Source organism: Planococcus kocurii (genome assembly GCF_001465835.2).
Classification (GTDB): Bacteria; Bacillota; Bacilli; order Bacillales_A; family Planococcaceae; genus Planococcus; species Planococcus kocurii.
The window spans coordinates 710,859-732,573 of the sequence record NZ_CP013661.2 but is presented as its reverse complement, the minus strand read 5'-3'; the positions used below and the strand labels follow the sequence as shown (position 1 = coordinate 732,573).

General features: G+C 40.7%; 20 protein-coding genes. 12 read left to right on the top strand and 8 right to left on the bottom strand.

Annotated features, from left to right (window positions below; genetic code table 11):
- Positions 1 to 25: 25 nt before the first annotated feature.
- Positions 26 to 1,072, bottom strand: coding sequence for a C45 family autoproteolytic acyltransferase/hydrolase (locus AUO94_RS03740; protein ID WP_058385982.1), 1,047 nt, complete (start codon positions 1,070 to 1,072; stop codon positions 26 to 28).
- 241 nt (positions 1,073 to 1,313) lie between these two features.
- On the opposite strand from AUO94_RS03740, the gene AUO94_RS03735 reads away from it, so the two are divergent.
- Positions 1,314 to 2,450: an Ig-like domain-containing protein gene (locus AUO94_RS03735; RefSeq protein ID WP_058385981.1), complete on the top strand. Its 1,137-nt coding sequence runs from the start codon at positions 1,314 to 1,316 to the stop codon at positions 2,448 to 2,450.
- A gap of 61 nt (positions 2,451 to 2,511) precedes the next feature.
- Here AUO94_RS03735 and AUO94_RS03730 read toward each other — a convergent pair whose 3' ends face one another.
- Positions 2,512 to 3,174: a B3/B4 domain-containing protein gene (locus AUO94_RS03730; protein ID WP_058385980.1), complete on the bottom strand. Its 663-nt coding sequence runs from the start codon at positions 3,172 to 3,174 to the stop codon at positions 2,512 to 2,514.
- A 65-nt stretch (positions 3,175 to 3,239) separates the two neighbouring features.
- Here AUO94_RS03730 and queG point away from each other — a divergent pair, with 65 nt between their 5' ends.
- The 3 genes from queG (at position 3,240) to AUO94_RS03715 (ending at position 5,481) form a co-directional block, all read left to right on the top strand.
- Entirely contained in the window at positions 3,240 to 4,385 is a 1,146-nt protein-coding gene (gene queG / locus AUO94_RS03725; protein ID WP_058385979.1) for a tRNA epoxyqueuosine(34) reductase QueG, read from the top strand.
- A gap of 9 nt (positions 4,386 to 4,394) precedes the next feature.
- Positions 4,395 to 4,868 carry a tRNA (uridine(34)/cytosine(34)/5-carboxymethylaminomethyluridine(34)-2'-O)-methyltransferase TrmL gene (trmL, locus tag AUO94_RS03720; protein WP_058386941.1) on the top strand — a complete coding sequence of 158 codons (474 nt, stop codon included), beginning with the start codon at positions 4,395 to 4,397 and terminating at the stop codon, positions 4,866 to 4,868.
- 310 nt (positions 4,869 to 5,178) lie between these two features.
- Positions 5,179 to 5,481, top strand: a complete 303-nt coding sequence (locus tag AUO94_RS03715) for a hypothetical protein (protein WP_078080221.1) — start codon at positions 5,179 to 5,181, stop codon at positions 5,479 to 5,481.
- A 36-nt stretch (positions 5,482 to 5,517) separates the two neighbouring features.
- Here the strand turns inward: AUO94_RS03715 and AUO94_RS03710 are convergent, their stop codons facing one another.
- Positions 5,518 to 6,819, bottom strand: coding sequence for an NCS2 family permease (locus AUO94_RS03710; protein WP_058385978.1), 1,302 nt, complete (start codon positions 6,817 to 6,819; stop codon positions 5,518 to 5,520).
- A gap of 151 nt (positions 6,820 to 6,970) precedes the next feature.
- On the opposite strand from AUO94_RS03710, the gene AUO94_RS03705 reads away from it, so the two are divergent.
- Positions 6,971 to 7,801 (top strand): aldo/keto reductase, encoded by an 831-nt coding sequence (locus AUO94_RS03705; RefSeq protein WP_058385977.1) that lies wholly within the window; start codon positions 6,971 to 6,973, stop codon positions 7,799 to 7,801.
- Positions 7,802 to 7,964: 163 nt separating this feature from the next.
- Here the strand turns inward: AUO94_RS03705 and AUO94_RS03700 are convergent, their stop codons facing one another.
- From AUO94_RS03700 to AUO94_RS03690, 3 genes are read right to left on the bottom strand one after another with little or no spacing between them, the layout of a single operon-like run.
- Positions 7,965 to 8,810, bottom strand: a complete 846-nt coding sequence (locus tag AUO94_RS03700; RefSeq protein ID WP_058385976.1) for an RluA family pseudouridine synthase — start codon at positions 8,808 to 8,810, stop codon at positions 7,965 to 7,967.
- Positions 8,811 to 8,865: 55 nt separating this feature from the next.
- Positions 8,866 to 9,336, bottom strand: a complete 471-nt coding sequence (locus AUO94_RS03695) for a thioredoxin family protein (protein ID WP_058385975.1) — start codon at positions 9,334 to 9,336, stop codon at positions 8,866 to 8,868.
- A gap of 1 nt (position 9,337) precedes the next feature.
- Positions 9,338 to 9,763, bottom strand: coding sequence for a disulfide oxidoreductase (locus tag AUO94_RS03690; RefSeq protein WP_058385974.1), 426 nt, complete (start codon positions 9,761 to 9,763; stop codon positions 9,338 to 9,340).
- A gap of 132 nt (positions 9,764 to 9,895) precedes the next feature.
- Between AUO94_RS03690 and AUO94_RS03685 the strand changes: the two genes are divergently transcribed.
- The 4 genes from AUO94_RS03685 to AUO94_RS03670 all read left to right on the top strand — a co-directional run bounded on the left by AUO94_RS03685 (position 9,896) and on the right by AUO94_RS03670 (position 15,237).
- A complete protein-coding gene (locus AUO94_RS03685) occupies positions 9,896 to 11,440 on the top strand; it encodes a carbon-nitrogen hydrolase family protein (RefSeq protein ID WP_058385973.1) in 1,545 nt (514 codons plus the stop codon).
- 192 nt (positions 11,441 to 11,632) lie between these two features.
- Entirely contained in the window at positions 11,633 to 13,333 is a 1,701-nt protein-coding gene (locus AUO94_RS03680; RefSeq protein WP_058385972.1) for a phospho-sugar mutase, read from the top strand.
- 134 nt (positions 13,334 to 13,467) lie between these two features.
- On the top strand, positions 13,468 to 14,583 hold the full coding sequence (locus tag AUO94_RS03675) for a GAF domain-containing sensor histidine kinase (RefSeq protein WP_058385971.1): 1,116 nt from the start codon (positions 13,468 to 13,470) through the stop codon (positions 14,581 to 14,583).
- 12 nt (positions 14,584 to 14,595) lie between these two features.
- A complete protein-coding gene (locus AUO94_RS03670) occupies positions 14,596 to 15,237 on the top strand; it encodes a response regulator (protein WP_058385970.1) in 642 nt (213 codons plus the stop codon).
- Between the two features lie 215 nt (positions 15,238 to 15,452).
- Here the strand turns inward: AUO94_RS03670 and rsgA are convergent, their stop codons facing one another.
- Positions 15,453 to 16,505: a ribosome small subunit-dependent GTPase A gene (gene rsgA / locus AUO94_RS03665; RefSeq protein WP_058385969.1), complete on the bottom strand. Its 1,053-nt coding sequence runs from the start codon at positions 16,503 to 16,505 to the stop codon at positions 15,453 to 15,455.
- Positions 16,506 to 16,842: 337 nt separating this feature from the next.
- Between rsgA and AUO94_RS03660 the strand changes: the two genes are divergently transcribed.
- The 3 genes from AUO94_RS03660 (at position 16,843) to AUO94_RS03650 (ending at position 20,504) form a co-directional block, all read left to right on the top strand.
- Entirely contained in the window at positions 16,843 to 17,910 is a 1,068-nt protein-coding gene (locus tag AUO94_RS03660; protein ID WP_058385968.1) for a phosphotransferase family protein, read from the top strand.
- Between the two features lie 212 nt (positions 17,911 to 18,122).
- Complete coding sequence (locus tag AUO94_RS03655) at positions 18,123 to 19,412, top strand: DUF2254 domain-containing protein (RefSeq protein ID WP_058385967.1); 1,290 nt, start codon at positions 18,123 to 18,125, stop codon at positions 19,410 to 19,412.
- A 42-nt stretch (positions 19,413 to 19,454) separates the two neighbouring features.
- The gene (locus tag AUO94_RS03650) at positions 19,455 to 20,504 is read left to right on the top strand and encodes a mechanosensitive ion channel family protein (protein ID WP_058385966.1); all 1,050 of its coding nucleotides are present in this window, start codon (positions 19,455 to 19,457) and stop codon (positions 20,502 to 20,504) included.
- A 155-nt stretch (positions 20,505 to 20,659) separates the two neighbouring features.
- On the opposite strand, the gene AUO94_RS03645 is transcribed toward AUO94_RS03650, so the two are convergent.
- Positions 20,660 to 21,553, bottom strand: coding sequence for a cation diffusion facilitator family transporter (locus tag AUO94_RS03645; protein ID WP_058385965.1), 894 nt, complete (start codon positions 21,551 to 21,553; stop codon positions 20,660 to 20,662).
- Positions 21,554 to 21,715 lie beyond the last annotated feature (162 nt).

The window sequence follows — 21,715 nt, the reverse complement described above, 5'->3', positions numbered from 1 at the left end:
CAATTTAGTTGCTGGCACCTGTTTTTTATAGTTCTGCCATATGAGCAAATGGAAAATGTGTGTCAATATTCCCATTGATCCGTTTGGCGTATAGTCGCTCACCTTGTAACCATTTATCGAAATCGAGCATCAGTGGCAAACGGTCAGGACCAATGGCAAATCCAATTTCGAGACTATGCGGAAAGTAAGAAGCGGTATGCAAGGTTCCTGAAGCGGTGCTGTACTTTGTTGAAAAGACACCTTGATTCGAGTCGTTTAATAGACGAAATGCACTATAGGCATCGATTTTATTTTGTTGTTGCTTTAACATAGCGTCTTCTCTTCTGCGAGAATCATCAATTTGGTACCGATTTTCTTCTACGAGCAATTCAAAATGATTGGTCGATACAGCGGAGTCACGAACGACGACAAAACGAGGCGATGCTTCAACGACCACTGATCTTCCTGTACGATCAAGTAAGACATAACTAAACGAACGACGATGAGGCAGTTCTTCTAATAACTCGACTGCATCATCAATGGTAGCGCAATTTTCCAAAATCAACCGGCCAATCATATTGCAAATAAAACCATCTTCAGAGTTGCGTCGATTGATAAAGTTATACCCCATAACAAGCCCTTTTTCATTCATACCATCCGTGCGACCGGTTATTTGCATCGTCGGGCCAATCGTGGCAAATCCACCATCAGTTGGTTGATACAAAGCAAGTCGACCTTCATAGCCTTGTGGGGAACTATCGTAATTGCGAACCATAAAGTCGGATTCGGTATAAATCGAACAGCCACTTCGTGTGTATTCTAAATAATAGCCGCCGAATTCTCGAATGGCATCATGCAACGACCAATTTAACGCATCAGCAAGGCCGTTAATTTCTTCCCACACACGTGGTGCTAACGTTTGCAAGATGTTTTTAGCGCGTTGTTCATCTATAATCAAATGGCGACTGGAAGCTGTTCGTTGTTTTTGGCGGTTGGCAAGAATTACGGACTTTTTCAATAATTCTCCTTGCATTTGACCAAAATCGTAATGGCTTCCACGAAACTGAACGATGTCACTGTGTACTCGTTTCACGTATTGACCCCTCTTTTACTAATTAATGTAAGAAGAGTTTACTGCATTTATAGGCAAATAGAAAAGAATATGCCTATGGACTACTAGTTGTGTTGTACTAGTTGTCAATGAGTGATCTCGTCGTGCAGTTAACTTATCTGTAGGAAAGACTTTTTTACAATAAAAAAATAACTAGGCTTAGTTTGTTATATATTGTATGATATTCCAGTAGGTAAAAGTAATCATTAAAAAGGGGATTAATATGAGTAAAAAAACAGGGGTTCTATTATTTTTATCAGGTCTTTTAGCTTTGACGGTATCAACGGAAACAACATTTGCAAATACACAATATTCACAGGCAGTTAAACAATTATCAACCTTTCAAAAGAAATTGCCTGTTGAACAAAAACTACTGAAATCTTCGACTATTCAGCAACTAGAATCACAGCTACAAAAAGAGTTGTTGATTCAGAAACACTCGGTTCCACAAGCTAATACATCTACAGTTAACCGCGCAGCTTCAGATTACCTGATAGAGCAAGAACCAAATGATGACTTTGATTTCGCTAATCAATTATCTTATTCAAAACCCACGGTAGGACAATTACTACCTGATTATGATTTGGATTTTTACAAAGTGATCGTTCCAAGCGACGGTATGTTGGCTGTTGGTGGGGGAACAACGTCTTATGAAATCGACCTTTTGTTCATGGCAACTGAAAAAGATTTTAAAGACACGGGAAAGCTTAGCTATTTAGCTAGTGATTATGACGGTAATGTAGAAATTCAAGTTTATCAAGCTAAGGCAGGCACTTATTATATTCCAGTAATTGATGCAGATGATTACAGCAATGGCTCATCAGATCTATATATTATGGCTACATCCTTTATAGATAACGTTGCCCCATCTAAACCGACTGTTAACGCAATTGACAATAACGATTTGGTTATTACTGGGAAAGCTGAAGCAAATTCCACAGTTACAATAAAAAATGGCAGTAAGGTTATAGCTACAACAAAAGCTACAACAAAAGGCGTATTTTCCTCTAAAATAGCTGCTCAAAAAGCTGGTGTGAAATTGAATATTACAGCGGAAGACAGTGCAAAAAACAAAAGTTCAAATGCAACAGTAACGGTAGCAGATAAGACAGCCCCAGCAAAACCAATAATCAATAAAATTACTAGTAAGGACTTAAAAATAACCGGTAAAGTAGAAGCAAATGCTACAGTTACAGCAAAAGTAGGGAAAACAGTGTTAGGTTCAGTGAAAGCTGATGCAAAGGGTAATTATTCTGTGAAGATAAAAGCGCAGAAAACAGGTACAACAATTGAAGTAACGGCAAAAGATAAAGCCGGGAACATTAGCAATAAGACTACAAAAGTAGTTGTTAAAAAATAAGTAGAATAAGAAAAAGACCGACAACTTTCAAAATTGAAAGTGTCGGTCTTTTGTATTTTTACTAGATAACATAAAACTCGGCATTTCCGCCGTTAATACCGGTAAACATATTCGAAGCGGCGGTAAGCAGCTGCAAAGCCGTATCTTTTTGCATAGAAGGACGCAGATAAAAAATATGTACTGCATTTTTTGTCTGTTCTGTAACAGCCGTCCGTTTAGAATCGACATAAGGGCTACCGAAAGCGCCTTCGTCGTCTTTGGATACGAGAATACCAGTCAATGTATTGGTGCGGTTATTTAAGCCTTCATAGCGGTCTGTGCTGGTTCCAACCGTAATTTCAATATCGCCTGAAATTTTATCAGCATCGTAAAGACCTAGTGGAATTTCGTATTGGAGCGACAAAAAGCTATTCATGTCGACAGCAGAATCGACGACTGATAAATAATTTTGCTTTTTAATACGACGGTATAATGCTTCAGCAGACGGTCGGTAACGACTTGGATCGGCTCCTAATGCTTTCCATATTAGTTGCCATTCGAGCAAACCAGGAAAATCGGTAAAGTCTTTATCTTCTAACTCGAAATACAATTGCTCTTGAAAAAGTTGCAAACGGCCTTTTAACATTTGAGGTGAATCGGAAACGGTGATATTGTTATAAAGAATGATGCCAATTTTAAAATCGCCTAGAATCTCGTTTATTTGAGGATCGATTGTCAGCTTCATTGCAATCTTCCTTTCGCGTATGGGTTTTTATTATCGTATCATAGAATTGAGTGAGGGGTTACGACATGAATCTTGATCAATTTCAAAAAGAGCTTGTTGCGTATGCCTCGGACATCGGAATTGATAAAATCGGCTTTGCATCGGCAGAACCTTTTTATAGCTTAAAGCATCAATTGATTCGTCAGCAGCAGTTAAATTACCAGTCAGGCTTTGAAGAATCAGATGTGGAAAAACGTACGAGGCCGGAGCTGTTGCTAAATGAAGCCGTTAGTATTGTTGCGATTGCCATTGCTTATCCATCAAAGATGGAAGATGCACCGCAAGGAGTAAAAGGCGCAAGGCGAGGCATGTTTTCTCGTTCCTCTTGGGGCAAGGATTACCATGCCGCTCTCAGAGAGCGGCTGACGCTGTTAGAAGCGTTCATTGCGTCGCGTTACCCAGAAGCACGAATGCGATCGATGGTGGACACAGGAGAACTATCTGACCGGGCAGTAGCAGAACGAGCTGGCATTGGCTGGAGTGCTAAAAACACGAACATTATCACGCCAGAATTTGGTTCGTACGTGTATCTGGGTGAGATGATTACCAATATCCCGTTTCGTTTTGATGAGCCAATGGAAGATCAATGCGGGGACTGTCGGTTGTGTATCGACACGTGCCCAACAGGAGCGATTGTCGAAGGCGGCCAATTAAACGCTCAGCGTTGCATTTCGTTTTTGACGCAAACAAAAGGATTTTTACCGGATGAGTTTCGTAGCAAAATTGGCAATCGGCTATATGGCTGTGACACGTGTCAGACGGTATGTCCGAAAAACAAGCGAAAAGCCAATCAAATTCATGCAGAGTTTGAGCCAGATCCAGAAATTGCGAAACCCTTATTGCTGCCATTATTAACAATTTCTAATCGTGAGTTTAAAGATAAGTTTGGTTATGTGTCCGGATCGTGGCGAGGCAAAAAACCGATTCAGCGAAATGCTATTTTGGCGTTAGCACATTTTAAAGAAACAGCTGCTATACCTGTTTTGATTCAATTGCTCGACAGTGATGAGCGACCGGTCATTCGAGGAACTGCGGCTTGGGCAATTGGTAAAATTGGCACTGATGAAGGATTAGAAGCATTAAAGCGCGTGCAACAGCTAGAAAAAGATGGTGAAGTGCAAGAAGAAATTCAAAAAGGATTGGCATTTTTTGCTGAAAGATTGAAAGGATAAGTGACAGATTTGGCTATTCATATTGTGTTGTACCAACCGCTGATTCCAGCAAATACAGGGAATATCGCGCGTTCATGCGCCGGGACAGGAGTTAAGTTGCATTTAATCCGGCCGCTCGGTTTCTCGACAGACGATAAAATGCTTAAACGCGCCGGGCTGGACTACTGGGAACATGTCGATATTTATTATTATGACGGGTTGCAGGAGTTGTTTGACAGTTACCAAGACGGGGTGTTCTACTATATTACGAAGTTCGGCGCAAAGCCGCATACTTCATACGATTTTTCCGATAGAGGAAAAGATCATTTCTTCGTTTTTGGACAAGAAACTAAAGGATTGCCGAAAGAACTGATCGAGCAAAACCCAGATCATTGCTTGCGAATTCCAATGAACGATCATATTCGTTCACTTAATTTGTCGAATACGGCAGCGATACTCATGTACGAAGCGTTACGTCAACAAGATTATCCAGGCTTAGAATAAAAAAAGGACAGCGAATTTCGCTGTCCTTTTACACTATTCTCTTTCGTTTGTTCCAGGTTTGTCATCGTATCCAGCAGTAAAAATAGCTACTAAGAACGAAACACAAATACCTAAAATAAGGATTAAGTTCATAAGAATGACCTCCTTGAAATGTGCATCTTTGTTTAGTATAGCTTACAAGCGGGAAAAATGAAATATACAACATCGTTTGAAATGTGGATAATTTCTGACGGTCTCGTAAATAATGAAACCTTAGCTGTTATCGTTCGTATAAAGAAGATAGCAACTTTTATAGAAGGGATGAAGATATATGAAAATGAAGATTTCTGTTGCGTTACTTTGGATTACAGGCTTAGCTGAAGCCTTTCTAGCAATCCCGTTAATTGGCGGAGGCTTTGTCATCAGCACAGGTTACTCAGCGTTAGGTGTTATGTTCGTACTTCACGCGATTACATTATTCTTCAGCTTCCGTGAATATTCACCAAAAGCAGGTTCGATTCTCGGAATCATTACAAGCATAATCGCATGGATTCCAGGTGTCGGTTGGGTATTCCACTTGATTACTGCAGCTGTGTTATTATTGTCAGCAACATTCACCAGAAATAGAATCTAAAAAACCGCCAATTTGGCGGTTTTTTTACATCTATCATCAATGAGGTGCGATTAATAGTTGAATCGTGAACAAAATCGCAAAGACGTAAAGAATTGGATGAACCGACTTGCCTTTGCCTTTGAAGATTTTCATTAACGGATAAGAAATAAACCCAAAAGCAATCCCCGTTGCAATACTCGATGTTAACGGCATAGCGAGTACAATCAAAAAGGCAGGGAAAGCTTCATCGAATTTTTCCCACTCAATTTGTTTGACTGCACCAATCATTAAACTGCCAACGATAATTAATGCAGGAGCTGTAATGGCAGCAACACTTGATAAAGAGCCGACTAACGGTCCAAAAAACGCTGCGAGTATGAAAAGAACGGCAACTGTTAAACTTGTAAGACCGGTGCGACCACCCGCTGCAACACCTGCCGTAGATTCAACATACGCGGTAGTTGGACTGGTTCCAACCATAGCACCGGCAGTAGCTGCGAACGAATCTGCTAGCAACGCTTGGCGCATTCTAGGCATTTTATTGTCTTTTAGTAAGCCAGCTTGTTTGGCGACACCAATCATTGTGCCAGTCGTATCAAACAACGTCACGAGTAAGAAAGAAAAGACAACGCCATAAAGACCATATTCAATGACCAATTGAAGAGCTTCTAACGGATTCCAAATCAGAATCCCTTCGGGCAATGACGGTAATTTTATAAATCCTGTTTCAAATTTTAATTGACCAGTGAAAAAGGCAACGATTCCTGTGACAATCATACCGTAAAAAATACCACCACTAATATTTAATGACATAAAGATGACAGTAATTAGTAAGCCGAGCAACGTTAAGGCGACAGGAGGAGACGTTAAATCACCTAAGCCGACCAAATTCGCCTCGTTTGCAACAATCAAGCCGCTCAGTCTCATACCGATAAACGCGACAAACAAACCGATTCCAGCAGTAATAGCATGCTTTAAGTTTTCAGGAATAGCTTGAATCAGCACTTTTCTCAAAGAAGTCAATGACAATAAAATAAAAATAAGACCCGCTACAAATACAGCTGCAAAGGCAGTTACGTAATCGATGGCCCCATTTGATCCGAGTACCATAGAAGTGAAATAAGCATTCAATCCCATGCCGGGTGCAATGGCAATGGGGTAATTAGCGGCTAAGGCCATCCATAAAGTTCCGATGGCGGCGGCGATAATCGTAGCTAAAAATACTTGATCAAACGGCACACCTGCAGCACCTAAGATGACTGGATTGACAATGACGATATAGGCCATGGTTAGGAAAGTCGTCATTCCAGCAGTCACTTCAGTCTTTATCGTCGTATTGTTTTCTTTTATATGAAACATAAAAAACTCCTCCTAAAACACGAACAATTTTACACAACATGATATATATTATTCGTTTTAATCGGAGAGTGCAAGAGCTTGCACCGAAATCCTAAAAGTCGAATTAATCTAATATTATTTGTACAATAGAAAGATGAAAGGATGATGATAGATGGAGTTAACAATCAACTCAACAAAACAATTACATAATGGTGTAGAAATGCCCCGCTTCGGCCTCGGTGTCTACAAAATGACCGACAAAGAAGCAGCAGTAGAAGCGATGATTACGGCAATTGGAGCAGGCTATACAGCAATCGATACAGCGACCATTTACGACAACGAAGCAGAAGTAGGCGAAGCGGTACGGAATTCGGGTGTTAAACGCGAGAACTTGTTTGTCACTTCGAAAGTTTGGAACACGGACCAAGGCTATGATGAAACTTTGCGTGCATTTGAAGCATCGCTAAAACGTCTGGATTTTGATTATTTGGATCTGTATTTGACACATTGGGCGATTGAAGGGAAATACGTAGACACGTATCGTGCCATCCAACGTCTTTACGACGAAAAGCTCGTTCGTTCCATTGGTGTTTCAAATCACCAAGAGCATCATTTGGAGAAAATTATGGCTACGGCCAATACAAAACCAATGATCAATCAAATTGAATTGCATCCACAACTGACACAAGTGCCATTGCGAAACTATTGCGACGCAAATGACATTGTAGTAACATCGTGGTCGCCACTTGCAAGAGGTCGTTTGCTAGAGGATCCTGTGTTAGTGGAAATCGCAAAACAGCATAATAAATCAATTGCACAGGTCATTATCCGTTGGCATTTGCAGAATGATTTAGTCATTATTCCAAAGTCAGTAACACCCTCACGCATTCAAGAAAACGCGCAAGTATTTGATTTCGCGTTGACTCCAGAAGAAATGGGTATAATCGATGGGTTAAACCAAGATTGGCGTAGCGGAACACATCCAGATGACATTAAGGTTTAAAAGATCCTCTACTTTAAGTAGAGAAAATCAAAAAGAACGAAGAAAAGGACATCCTTTTCTTCGTTCTTTTTATTGTTTTTAAAATCGCTGATTGAAATGGAAGCGTCGACGCAAGCCCACGAGAAAGCGTCCGCTGCAATGGAAATCAGTCACTACCTTTTTGTTATCTCGCAGTATCTTCAACCACTACTTTTTCATTTGTAAACGGGTGGATAAACGACATGCGGAAAGCATGAAGGTGATAAGCGCCGTCTTGTGTTGGTGGTCCGTCGTATAATGTATCTCCAACAATCGGGTGACCGATATGAGAAAGGTGTGTACGGATTTGGTGCGTGCGACCTGTTTCAAGTGTTAAATGAAGCAAAGATTTGCCTTCCATTAATTTTAACACGCGGTAATGAGTAACAGCACTTTGACCAGTTTGTGAAACCATGCGACGCGTTGGGTGATGGCGATCGCGACCAATTGCGAAATCAATTGTGCCGGATTTGTTGTGAACTTTGCCTTTCACGACAGCTTCGTAATCACGAACCAATTGTTTTTGTTCTAACATACGGTCCAGCACGTTTTTTGCAACAGGGTGTTTTGCAACCATCAACAAACCGGAAGTTCCTTGGTCTAAGCGGTGAACATGCTCCCCGTATGATCCGCCGTTACGAATAATGTGACCAAGAATGGCGTTAATGAATGTATCTGTTTGGCCAACTTCGTTCGGGTGAGTCGCCATACCTTTTGGTTTACGAGCCACGATAAAATGATCGTCTTCAAAAAGTACCGGTAGCTCGACATCGTGTTTTGGTTCGTAAGGTGAGTCTGCGGGAGGCAAGTCAAATTGCAAGACAGTTCCTTTTGGTAAGGGTTCTTTCCAAACTACTTCTTGGAATTTGTCATTTTTTACGCTTTTGGCCATACGCATTTGGTGAACGACTTTTTTTCCAAGGCCCCATTCGGTTCTTAGTAATTCTTCTACGGTCATACCTTCATCTTTGATTTCATAACTCCAAGTCATGTGGTTTCCTCCATTAAAAAAGGACCATGCGCCAGACACATGATCCTTTTGTCAGTTATTTTTTAACTACATCAGTGAAAAATTGTTCAATATTCTCTTTTGGTTGTGCACCGACCCAACGCGAAACTTCTTTACCCTCTTCGAAATGGATCAATGTTGGTGTAGCTTCGATCAAGTATTGTTGCCAACCTTGATCATATTCTAACAGATTGTACTGCAAAACGTCTATACTCATATCTTCAGCAACCGGCATCAAAACAGGTGTAGTCTGCTGACAGTAGCTACAGGTTGGGCTGTAAAAATAAACCGTAGTTGGCTCTCCGCTAGCAATTTGTTTTTCTAAATCAGCCGGTAAGACAATGTTCTGATAATTTTCATCGTCTAATTGATCAATAGTTGCCTGCTCTAGATCCTCTGTATCGTATGGGTTATCCGCCAATTTCTCATCATTTGCCTGATTCGTTAAAAAGATGATTCCGGCAAAAATAATAACAACAATTCCTGCGATGATTAATAACTTTTTCATGTTACTTTTCCTCCTTAAGGGACTTTAATAAATAGATACTCATTCCAGCAATTAGAATAAATGCAGTAAGCGCTAAAAAGGGAATGGTGATAAATCCGAGGAGATTGATATACTCACCGTTACATGGAACAAGTCCACAAGATGGTGCAGAATCTGCCAGAAAATCGAGCTTCTGTAAACCGTAATGATAAAGAGAAATTCCTCCTCCTATAATGGAGAACACAAGCGCAGTAGCTGCAATTCGAACATTTTTCTGTACGTAAGCAACTCCGATGACAATAACAAGCGGATACATAAAGATACGTTGAATCCAGCATAGTTCACACGGAGCAAAGTCACGAATTTCAGAAAAATAAAGCGAACCGGCCGTGGCGATAAGGGCTACAACCCACATGGAAAGCAAAACATTCTCTTGGCGTTTCGTCATTTGAGATTCCCTCTTTTCAAAAAATGATTCCATAGAATTATAATTGTTATCGGGAGACAAGTAAAATAATATCAACCTGAGCGACTATCCGATATAATAAAGTATGAAACTTTTGTGAAGGAGAGCTGTGCTGTGTCAGAACAATTTGATTTATCCCATTTTGAAAAAAGCATGATCATTCGCGAGATGACTTATGCAGATATAGATGCCATCCTGGCAATGCAGCGTCTATGCTTCCCGGGAATGGATCCTTGGAAAGAAGAACAGTTAAGAAGTCATTTGGGTGTTTTCCCACAAGGTCAGCTTATAGCTGAGTTAGATGGAACAGTCATTGGCTCCTGTTCAAGTTTATTAATCAACTTTGATGAATATGATGACCGTCATACGTGGGACGATGTAACCGACGCGGGATACATTACCAACCATAATCCAGATGGTTACAATATGTACGGCATTGAAGTGATGGTACACCCAGAATACCGCCGGATGAAAGTAGGCCAGCGTTTATATGAAGCCCGCAAAGAATTAGCCCGCGAATTAAATTTAAAATCGATTATCATCGGAGGACGTATTCCAAATTACCACAAACACGCGGATGAAATGTCACCACGTGAATATGTAGATTCGGTTTCACGTCATAAAATTTACGACCCGGTTTTGACGTTCCAATTGATGAACAACTTCCAATTAATGCGCATCAATCCGAACTACTTGCAAGACGACGTAGCTTCAGGTAAATACGCAACGTTGATGGAATGGAATAACGTCGATTACAAACCTGTTTCTAAACGTCATTTCAAAACAAGTTTGCCGGTCCGTATTTGTGTTGTCCAGTATTTGATGCGCGCCATCGAATCGTTTGATGATTTAGCGAACCAAGTAGAATATTTTGTAGATGTAGCGTCAGATGCCCATTCAGATTTTGTGGTATTCCCTGAAATCTTCACGACGCAGCTCATGTCGTTCTTAAATGAGCCATCGCCGAGCCAAGCAGTACGTAAGTTAACGGAATATACACCTCAATATATTGAATTGTTTACAGACCTTGCTGTTCGTTACAATGTCAACATTATCGGAGGATCGCATTTCGTTAAAGAAGAAGACGATGAAATTTACAATATTGCTTACTTGTTCCGCCGTGACGGATCGATCGACAAGCAATACAAAATCCATATCACACCAAACGAACGCAAATGGTGGGGAATTTCTGCAGGAGATTCGGTTCGTGTCTTCGATACGGATTGTGGGAAAATCGCTATCCAAATTTGCTACGATATTGAATTCCCAGAACTGGCGCGTATTGCGACAGATATGGGTGCCAATATTATTTTCACCCCGTTCTGTACAGAAGATCGCCAAGGCTACTTGCGCGTTCGTTATTGTGCACAAGCGCGTGCTGTAGAAAACCAAATCTACACGGTCATTTCCGGTACGGTCGGTAACTTGCCGCAAACCGAAAACATGGACATTCAATATGCACAATCGGGTATTTTTGCGCCATCCGATTTTGAGTTTGCACGTGACGGCATTGTCGGCGAAACCAATGCAAACCTTGAAATGGTGTTGATTGGAGATGTCGATTTGGAAATTTTACGTCGTCAACGTCAAAATGGAACAGTCAAGCAGTTAAAAGACCGTCGTCATGATGTCTACCGTGTAGAATACAAAAAAGACTGAACACCGCCGCTTCCGAAATGGGAGCGGCTTTTTTTTGAGATGTTTGATAAACTGGAGATTCAGCGAAAAAATTTTTAACTGATGTGCTTACTTAGTGAGGAGCTCTCGCAGGAAAGCGCAACTGGTTTGTAGAATATCTACATATAAGACTGTTTAATTTAACTCAATTTCAATATGGATGGAGGAATTTCTATGTCATGGAAAGAACGCATGAAGCGTTGGTTAGACAATGAATCACTTGATGAAGAAACGCGCCAATCATTAACTGTCTTAAAAGACGATGAAAAATTAGCAGAAGATGCTTTTTATCAAGATCTGGTTTTTGGTACCGGAGGCATGCGCGGTGAAATTGGTCCAGGGACAAACCGCATGAACGTTTATACGGTCCGTAAAGCCTCTCAAGGAATCGCGGATTACATGAAGGAAAATGGTGAACTTGCTATGGCACGGGGGATGGTCATTGCATATGACAGCCGCCGCATGTCACCTGAATTTGCAGAAGAAGCAGCACGTACATTTGCAGCAAACGGTATTCATACGTATTTGTACAGTAGCTCTAGAACGACACCTCAGTTATCGTTTAGTGTTCGGTACTTGAATGCATTTATGGGAATTGTTATTACGGCGAGTCACAATCCACCGGAATACAATGGCTATAAAGTGTACGGAGAAGATGGTGCTCAATTAAATCTAGAAGATGCCGACCGTGTCATTGACTATGTTAGCCGTGTAGAAGATGAGCTATCTATCGTCAACGAAGGATTTGACGAGTCATTACTAATCCGAATTGACGAAAAATTGGATGAAGCGTATCTTACCAATGCGTTAACTGTTCAAGAACATTCAGCGAGTCCGATCCAAGCCGTTTTTACGCCACTTCACGGAGCATCGGGTGCAACGGTTAAACGGTTATTAGATCGAGCAGGCTATGATCAAATTACTTACGTAACCGAACAGATGCAACCAGACGGTGAATTTCCAACTGTTACTTCTCCGAATCCAGAAGAAGGATCTGCATTTGAATTGGCAAAAGAATACGGCAAGAAATCCGGAGCTGATTTACTGATTGCCATCGATCCAGACGGAGACCGTGTTGGAATTGCCGTTTGGAGCGGTAGCCAGTATGAACTACTGAGCGGCAACCAAACCGGCGCTATTTTGATTGAGTATTTGCTGAGTCAAAAACAAGTAAAAGGCACGTTACCCAAAAACGGTCGTATTTTTAAAACCATTGTCACATCAGAATTTGGTCGCGTCGTAGCAGAATCATATGGTGTCAGTTCGGAAGATGTTTTAACTGGTTTTAAATTCATCGGTGAAAAATTAAAGCACAACGATGAGGATCCGAAATTCGAATTTTTATTCGGCTACGAAGAAAGTTATGGTTATTTAATTCGTGATTTTGCAAGAGACAAAGACGCTGTCCAGTCTGTTTTATTGCTCGTTGAAGCAGCTGCTTTTTATAAAAAACAAGGGAAGAATCTTCATGACGTGTTGATCGAATTGTATAATGAGTTTGGTTGGTACCGTGAATCACTCGTATCTGTTACGAAAAAAGGCATTGATGGGGCCCGTGAAATTACTGCATTGCTGGAAGGTTTGCGTAAACACCCAGTCCAGGCGATTGCCGGCATTCCTGTTGTTTCGATTGAAGATTATGAAACGCAAAACCGCATTTCTGTCAATTTAGGCACCAATGAAAAAATTGAACTGCCTCAATCTAATGTCTTGAAGTATTTCTTAGAAGATGGTTCGTGGGTATGTGTGCGTCCAAGCGGCACAGAACCGAAAGTGAAATATTATTTTGGCATCACCGCAAAAACACAGCAAGAAAGCGACGAAAAAATGGAATTGCTAAAAGAATCATTCATAGAAGAAGTAAATAGCCGCTAACGACTAAGCCCCCCTAAAAAAGGGGGGCCTTTATTGTCTAACTCTGTATACGCATGTGCCTTTCTAAGACAAAAGTACGAGTGAGTTGGATTGCGATCATGTATATGATAAAAGTAGGTTGAGTGAGGTGATTAATGTTGGCAGAACCTTCAAATGTAACGCTGTTAAAAGAAATTGCTGAACTGTTAAATGAAGAAATGGATATGACGCGTATGTTAGATGGGGCTATTCGTAAATTGTTGAACGGCTCTGCTTTTGAAACGGCTTGGATATTCTTTATTAATGAAAAAGGCAAGCATCAATTAGTGGCTCAGGCTAATTTGCCGGCCGCTTTAGAAGAAAACAGTTGCCGTCATTTACAAAAAGGCGGCTGTTGGTGCGTTAAGCGCTATCACGATGGCGATCTTGAAAAAGCATCGAATATTATCGCTTGTCAACGTATCGAAAATGCCATGCCAGAAAATTCGCGGCTACAAGGCAGTATCACTCATCATGCGACGGTTCCTTTGCAGTCAGGAGAAGAGAAATTTGGCTTGCTGAACATTGCTGCACCCGACACTGTCGGGTTTTCAAAAGATGAATTGGCTCTGTTGGAATCAGTGGCTTTTCAAATTGGCTCTGCAATCAAACGAATTGTTTTAACAAAGCAAGAGCAGGAATTGGCTCTTGTGAAAGAACGAAATCGCTTAGCGCGCGACCTCCATGATTCTGTTAACCAATTGCTGTTTTCAGTGACGTTAACTGCTCGCGGTGGTGTCGAGATGTCAGAGGATCCTGTTGTTCAAGAAACTTTTCGCGATATTCAACATTTGACGCAGGAAGCATTGAATGAAATGAGAGCGTTAATTTGGCAATTGCGGCCAAAAGGGTTAGAGAGTGGATTGCTTGATGCCATCAAAGGTTACGGAGAAATGCTCGGAATTGCAGTTGAAACAAAAGTAATGGGTGTTATTCAATTGCCATCGCGAATTGAAGAAACGCTATTCCGGATTGCGCAGGAATCGTTGAACAATGTCCGAAAACACGCGGAAGTTAATAAAGTCGAATTGTATTTATCGGTCACGGCAACGGATGTTTTGTTCGTGCTAAAAGATGAAGGGCGCGGATTCGCATTTGATCATAGAGTCCACTTGCCATCTATCGGCATTCAAAGCATACGTGAACGTGCCAAAGCAGAAGGTGGAACAGCTGATTGGTCAAGTGAGATTGGCAAGGGAACGGAAATCTTAGTGCGGATTCCGTATGGATAAGGAGTTGAAAACGTGGTGAAAGTTTTAATAGCCGATGACCATCATGTAGTCCGACGAGGATTGTTATTCTTTTTGAAAACACAAAAGGATATTGAAGTGGTAGGAGAAGCGGTAAATGGCAAAGAGGCTGTAGAAATGGCCGCAGCACTTCAGCCGGATATTGTGTTAATGGATTTGGTAATGCCCATTATGGACGGCATTCAAGCAACGCGAATGATCAAAGAACAATTCCCCACTATCATCGTTTTAATGCTAACTAGTTTTTCAGATCAAGATCACGTGGTGCCTGCGATTGAAGCGGGAGCAGCAGGCTATCAATTGAAAGATATTGAACCGGATGAACTGGTTGCTTCTTTGCGCAGTTTGATGCGTGGTGAAAACACACTGCATCCAAAAGCTTCTTCTGAACTGATGAAAGCGCCAGCGGAACCGGCACCTCATACCATCAACCAGCTGACACCAAGAGAACAGGAAGTGCTGGCTGAATTGACTAAAGGCAAAAGCAATCGCGAAATCGCTTCTGCTTTATTTGTTACCGAAAAAACAGTGAAAACGCATATTTCCAACATCTTTATCAAACTAATTGTTCAAGACCGGACGCAGGCGGCACTTTATGCCGTGAAGCATGGTCTGACTGAACCAGAGATAAGATAAACAGAGAGGGCTGTACTCAAAAGGTCATGAAAAACGACTTTTTGAGTACAGCCCCGTTTTCAGGCGACAAAATAGGTGGATGCATTTGCACGTACGATCTGTAGTCAATGATTTTTTATATTCTCAGAAGCAATTCAAAAAAACAGGTGGAGAAAAAGAGTTTCTTTTTCTCCACCTGTTTTATGTTAGAGACTTACGGGATAGCCTCCTCTATTTTAGCGTTTTTTAACGGGTCGTTTGCGATTGTCTTTGGTTAGTTGTTTCCATTTGTTACGCTCGGCTTTTTGAGCAGCGGCATCGCTTTTTCGCTCCATATGAGCAAGCTCACGCTTTAGCTTTAAATAACTCTGGTAACGTCCGGCATCCAACTTACCATTTCGAAGTGCCTCTTGAACGCAACAACCAGGCTCGTCATGATGAGCGCAATCACGGAATCGACAGTGGAGTGCCAAATCTTCGACATCGCTAAATCCTGCTGTTACGCCTTCTGAATAGTCACCCAGCTGAAATTCACGCATGCCAGGTGTATCAATCATTAATCCGCCTGCAGGCAATAAGATCATTTCTCTGTGTGTAGTCGTATGTCGCCCTTTGCTGTCATCTTCTCGGATATCTTGAACCACCATTTGTTCATTGCCAGACAAGGCATTGATCAAAGAAGATTTCCCGACACCGGAAGAACCGAGTAAAGCTCCAGTTTTTGAACCCGTTAACTGCTTCTGTAATTCTTCGATTCCTTCACTAGTATGTGCGGATACGGCAAAAATCGGAACGTCAAACGCTACATTTTCTACTTCACGTAAATAAGGGGTAATGTCAGTGCATTGGTCTTTTTTTGTTAAGACGATAATGGGATTCGATCCAGAATCCCAAGCGGCTAACAAATAGCGTTCTAACCGCCGAATATTAAAATCATCGTTTAGTGACATCGTTAAAAACACAACATCCACATTGACCGCAATTAATTGGATATCAGATGTTTCGCCCGCCACTTTTCTAGAAAACTGAGACGTTCGTGGTAGCACATGGTGAATAATGCCTTTGTCTTCGCCCGGCATTTGCTCGACCATGACCCAATCTCCGACGCACGGAAATTCTATGCCATGGTGCTGGTGTCTGTATTTTCCAGATAATGAGCAAAGCCATTCACCATCATTAGTGACAACGCGGTATCCATTTTTATGCTCCAGTGTGACACGCCCTGGAGTGCCATTCGTCGTTGTTTTGTCTTGCCAGCCTGAATTCCAGCCGTATTGTTCAATTTTCATCAATGTTATTTCCTCCTAATTATGCAAAATAAAAAACCACGGATGCGCGCAATTCGCAGTCGTGGTCTCCGGACATAATGGAAGAAGCGTATCGTCAGCGATACACAGAGGGAGACACTATAGACTGGAATTGCGTATTCAACAATAAAATAGCCATAATGCTTCACCTCTTTCTTCAAGTTAGATTAACGATATAGGATATTCTGTTTTTGGTCAAGAACATTTTTTAGATTATTGGGAAATATTTTACTGTAACTTGCATAAACGAAATGACCACGCTACCATTAAGTGACTATTCCGAATTCTTGTGGTGATTAAATTTAGAAGAGGTGGAGAAATGAGAGAGCGACAAAATGTGATTATTCCAGTAAGAGTAGGCGAAGAACTTGATATAGAGACGCTTGAGCGATTTCTCCAAGAGAAAATTGAAAATCTGCCAACAGGAAAACTTGAAGTTCAGCAGTTTGGTACGGGTCATTCCAATTTAACGTATGCCTTGCAAATCGGAAACTGGCAAGCTGTATTAAGAAGGCCGCCGCTCGGACCTGTAGCACCTAAAGCGCATGATATGGAACGCGAATATAACATTCTATCTGCTTTACATCCAGTCTTTAAAACAGCACCAAAGCCTTTTGTTTTTTCAAATGATTTATCAATTGTTGGCAGTCCCTTTTTTGTGATGGAGAGGCGCCATGGTCATGTATTAGATAGTGATTTCCCAGAAAATAGTAGACCGACCAGAGAGTTGGGACAAAAAATTTCAGAGAAAATGGTCGATTTATTGGTCGAGCTTCATTCGTTAGATTACAAGCAAACTGCTTTGGCTGGAATGGCAAAACCGGAAGGCTTTATGCAGCGTCAAGTTGACGGCTGGATTGGACGTTATGAGCGTGCACAAACAGACGATATTGAAGGTGTAGGAAGATTAACTGAATGGATGCTCACAAACATGCCAGTATCTCAAGAACCCACGATTATTCACTATGATTTTAAATTGAACAATGCTTTATTTTCGGAAGATTTCTCAGAAATAACGGGTCTGTTTGACTGGGAAATGACGACAGTCGGAGATCCATTAGCAGATCTTGGAGCGGCTATGAGTTATTGGATTCAAGAGGGAGATCCTGACTTATTAAAAAAAGGACTCGGTAGAGCACCCGTTACTGTGCTAGAAGGCTTTTACAGTCGTCAGGAGTTTATAAAAAGCTATGGTGAAAAAAGTGGAAGAGACGTATCCGATATGAATTTTTATTTAACATTTGCTTATTTCAAATTGGCTGTGATTATTCAACAAATTTATTATCGTTACAAAAAAGGACAGACACAAGATCCGAGATTCGCACATTTCGATCAATATGTAGCGAGTCTAATGAAGCATGCATTGTCGACTGCTTTGGAAAAATAATTTTCTTTAGTTTTATGTTATTTGTGCGCATGCCAACAGATGGATTTTCTTCGGCTGCGCTAGAAGAAGGGCTGATCAACAGGTAGTGCACCCAAAAGTTAGAGTTCAACTCTAACTTTTGGGTGCACTACCTCATCTAGCCTTTTTTGTTTGTCAAAAAGCCATCAAGGGAAAAGAAAGAGGATAGATACCCACAAGAAAGGAGCATGACGATGAAGGCATTGTCTTTTTGGCTAAAAGAAAAACTGTGGATTACTCCTGCATTTTACATTGTAATTTCAATTTTTCTGTCCATCTTTTTCTATTATGTTGACTTATTGTATATTGACGAACTAAAGCCATATGTTCCAGCAATTCTTTTAACGAATGTTGACTTAGCTAAGACGATTATGGGAAGTTTATCAGGCGCTCTCCTAACGATGACGACTTTTACTTTTTCAACAATTCTCGTCGTACTAACGATGTACTCATCTCAATTTTCGCCAAGAACATTAAGGAACTTTATTCATGATAAAATTGTTTGGCGAGTTTTAGGGATTTTTCTGAGTGGCTTTATTTACAATACTTTATCATTATTATTTATGAGAGAAGATCTCTACGAAACTGATGTCATCTCAACTTTTATCGGTATTATTATCGCTTTTTTCTGTCTTTCTACATTTGCCTATTTCATCCATTATATTGCAACAAATGTACAAGTAGGACAACTAATCAATCAATTAATTAAGGATACAGAAGATGCCATCTCCAAATTTGAAAAGTTACAAGAAAATGAAAAAGGTGAAGAAATAACGTGGAGCCCAATTGGTATCAAAGAGACGCATCAAGCTGAAAAAGAAGGATACATTCAGTATATGTCTTTCGAAAAGCTCGGAAATTATGCACAAGAGCAAAAACTAAAAGTTGAAATTCTTGTGAATCCAGGCGATTACGTCTATGAGGGCAAGCCGATTTTTCATGTTTATGGAGTGAATCACGCTAAACAGTCTATTAATAACTTCTATTCACTCGGTACTTCTAGAACGACAGAACAGGATCTTGATTTTGCCATTCAAAAATTAGTAGAAGTGGCGCTTCGTGCCATATCGCCCGGCATCAATGATCCAAATACAGCGAACAATATTATTATCCGGCTCGGACGTTTACTTGGCCAATTAGGCCGATTAAAAAAGGGTCCTTTCTTACTAGCTGAAGAGCATGTTTTATACCGCTTTCCTGCATATAAAAAAGCGTTGTATAAAACTTTCTATCAATTATCGCATTACGGCAAGGAAGACATTTCAGTTTTAATTTCTATTCTTGAGTCTTTGAAAGTGGCTGCTGAAATGGGAGATAACCGGCATTATGTGGAGTTGTGGGAAATTCATGCTTACGTTTTAGAAGGTGTGGATATCGGGGCATTGAAAACCTTTGATCAAGAAGTTCTTCAAGAAAAAGTGGACGAGCTAGCCATAGCTACGGATCAGCATTCGTATCATCTGGTTTTGACGGAAAAAAACTGAGGACAGTGTTAGAAATCTATCAAGCAGTAAAGGAGAGGGGTTATGAAAAACAATGAGCTGTTTGAAGGCATTATTTTTTTAAAGGATTTGTCTTTAGTAGAGTTTTTCATGTTCTTCGTGTATGTGGCTTTAATCCTTATCGTGAAATTTTTGATATTATTCCTGCTGAGAAAGGTTATAGCTTCAACAGATTTCAAAAGACGGGTTTATCCGGTAATTGAAGATGTCTTAAATTGGTTGCTTCTTTACGGCGGCATCCTGTTCTTTCTTTTTTACTTCTCGAAAGAACAATGGCTGACTTCAGCTTTTTATGAAACTGAAGGCGTTGAGATCTCCGTATTACTAATCATTGTAGCTGTCCTCATTGTGACATTTGCCAGTCGCGTCACTAAAGCTTTAAATCGCTACGTCATGCCATTTGTCTACGAACAATTTAATATAGATATGGGAATGGGCTACACAATCAACCGACTGCTTTATTATGTCGTGATGTTTTTAGCATTGGCAATCAGTTTTACTACTGTCGGACTTGACTTAACAGCGCTCGGATTTGTATTTAGTGTTCTTGGAATTGGTATAGGTTTTGGCGTTCGTAACATCGCCGCTAATTTTGTCTCAGGCATCATCATTTTGTTTGAGCGTCCGATGGAAGTTGGAGAAATGGTGGAAATCGACGGGAAAATCGGACGTATTACTAAAATTAAATTGAGGTCAACTGTTATAGAAACCTTGAAAGAAGGCACTCTCGTCGTTCCGAATCAATATTTTATCGAGCAAATTGTTAAAAATCGTTCGAGCGCACAATTGTATGCCAGGGTAGTAGTAAGTGTGGAGTATGGCAGTGATACGAAAAAAATCGAACAACTTCTCAAAGATGCAGCTCTAAAGACAATCAACTTGATGAAAGGAATACCAGAAAAAGAACCAGATGTCCGATTTATTAACTTTCGGAATTCAGCATTGGATTTTCAAGTAGAAGTACAAGTTGCCGATGTTGAAATGAAAGAAAGGCTTGAAAGTCGAATTCGTCATGCCATTGCAGAAGATTTTGTTCACAACGATGTAAAAATGGCGCAAGCACTAGACGAATAATCAAAAAAGTCCGCGGCTCTTTAAAGCCGTGGACTTTTTCGATTACAGAAAGCATTATATAAGCCTAAATGGTCTTGCCACTTGGAGTTCCTTTCATCGGTGTGGAATGCAGAATGCCGTACAAGCACAGTGAAATGAATATTCTTTTGTTCGTTTTATTCGTCCTGACGACTAATAGGAGACGAAAAATCTGGTTCAATGTGAACAAGAATGACGCAATGAGGTTTTACTTTCTGAATTTTTCTTTCGATTTCTTCAGTGATCCAGTGACTTTCTATTACATTAAGTTTGGGTGCAACACTGACAGTCAAATCGATAAACATGACATTGCCATGATTGCGTCCTTTAAAATCACGCAATGAAATAACTCCGGGAACTCTTCTAACTAAAACAGATAAAGTTTCCACTTCATCTTCATCAAACCCATCGGTTAACGTCATGACAGATTCCTTGAAAATATCCAGAGCCGTTTTGATAATGATCAATCCGATAATAAATGCGGTAAGAACATCGAGAATTGGTGCGCCAAAAACAGCACCCATAATGCCGATACCTGCGCCAATACTGACGAGAGCATCTGACCGATTATCGTAAGCTGCAGCACGGACAGCTGAACTTTTGATTTCTTGACTAAGCTTCAAGTTATAGCGATACACAACGTACATAACAATTGCGGAAAACAAAGCAATCCAAGCCGTAAACAGAGAAGGGGTTTCGGCAACAGGTTCAAAAATAGAGCGAATAGCGTTAGCCAAAACTTGCAATCCTACAGCCGCCATAATGAAAGATGCCAAAAGAGAGGCAATGGTTTCAGCGCGCAGATGACCATAATGATGATTTTCATCGGGCGGTTTCTGAGAAATTCGTAGTCCCACCAAAACGGCAATAGATGCGAGAATGTCAGTTAAATTGTTAAGACCATCGGCTTTTAATGCTTCAGAAGAACCTGAAAAGCCGAAGAAAAGCTTGATAGCACTAAGAAATACATAAGCACCAATACTGATCCAAGCCCCTTTTTCCCCTTTGCGTAAGTTTGTATACATGTCCATAATGTTTCCCGCCTCCAAGTTGCTGAAACAAAGTGAAACGACCCTCAGAGGAGGGCCGTTTCGTTATCTTTATTTATGAGTAGTAAAATAGATGTTTTGAGTTATTGCTCGCAGTAACGTGCAAAGAATAGACAGTCCAAAATAGTGAATAGCGACTTTGAT

What these genes read in the sequence shown, in the direction of transcription:
- AUO94_RS03735 (WP_058385981.1), top strand. Translation starts at nt 1,314, where the DNA reads ATGAGTAAAAAAACAGGGGTTCTATTATTTTTATCAGGTCTTTTAGCT.
- AUO94_RS03730 (WP_058385980.1), bottom strand. Translation starts at nt 3,174, where the DNA reads ATGAAGCTGACAATCGATCCTCAAATAAACGAGATTCTAGGCGATTTT.
- queG (WP_058385979.1), top strand. Translation starts at nt 3,240, where the DNA reads ATGAATCTTGATCAATTTCAAAAAGAGCTTGTTGCGTATGCCTCGGAC.
- AUO94_RS03715 (WP_078080221.1), top strand. Translation starts at nt 5,179, where the DNA reads ATGAAAATGAAGATTTCTGTTGCGTTACTTTGGATTACAGGCTTAGCT.
- AUO94_RS03710 (WP_058385978.1), bottom strand. Translation starts at nt 6,819, where the DNA reads ATGTTTCATATAAAAGAAAACAATACGACGATAAAGACTGAAGTGACT.
- AUO94_RS03705 (WP_058385977.1), top strand. Translation starts at nt 6,971, where the DNA reads ATGGAGTTAACAATCAACTCAACAAAACAATTACATAATGGTGTAGAA.
- AUO94_RS03700 (WP_058385976.1), bottom strand. Translation starts at nt 8,810, where the DNA reads ATGACTTGGAGTTATGAAATCAAAGATGAAGGTATGACCGTAGAAGAA.
- AUO94_RS03695 (WP_058385975.1), bottom strand. Translation starts at nt 9,336, where the DNA reads ATGAAAAAGTTATTAATCATCGCAGGAATTGTTGTTATTATTTTTGCC.
- AUO94_RS03690 (WP_058385974.1), bottom strand. Translation starts at nt 9,763, where the DNA reads ATGACGAAACGCCAAGAGAATGTTTTGCTTTCCATGTGGGTTGTAGCC.
- AUO94_RS03680 (WP_058385972.1), top strand. Translation starts at nt 11,633, where the DNA reads ATGTCATGGAAAGAACGCATGAAGCGTTGGTTAGACAATGAATCACTT.
- AUO94_RS03675 (WP_058385971.1), top strand. Translation starts at nt 13,468, where the DNA reads ATGTTGGCAGAACCTTCAAATGTAACGCTGTTAAAAGAAATTGCTGAA.
- rsgA (WP_058385969.1), bottom strand. Translation starts at nt 16,505, where the DNA reads ATGAAAATTGAACAATACGGCTGGAATTCAGGCTGGCAAGACAAAACA.
- AUO94_RS03660 (WP_058385968.1), top strand. Translation starts at nt 16,843, where the DNA reads ATGAGAGAGCGACAAAATGTGATTATTCCAGTAAGAGTAGGCGAAGAA.
- AUO94_RS03655 (WP_058385967.1), top strand. Translation starts at nt 18,123, where the DNA reads ATGAAGGCATTGTCTTTTTGGCTAAAAGAAAAACTGTGGATTACTCCT.
- AUO94_RS03650 (WP_058385966.1), top strand. Translation starts at nt 19,455, where the DNA reads ATGAAAAACAATGAGCTGTTTGAAGGCATTATTTTTTTAAAGGATTTG.
- AUO94_RS03645 (WP_058385965.1), bottom strand. Translation starts at nt 21,553, where the DNA reads ATGGACATGTATACAAACTTACGCAAAGGGGAAAAAGGGGCTTGGATC.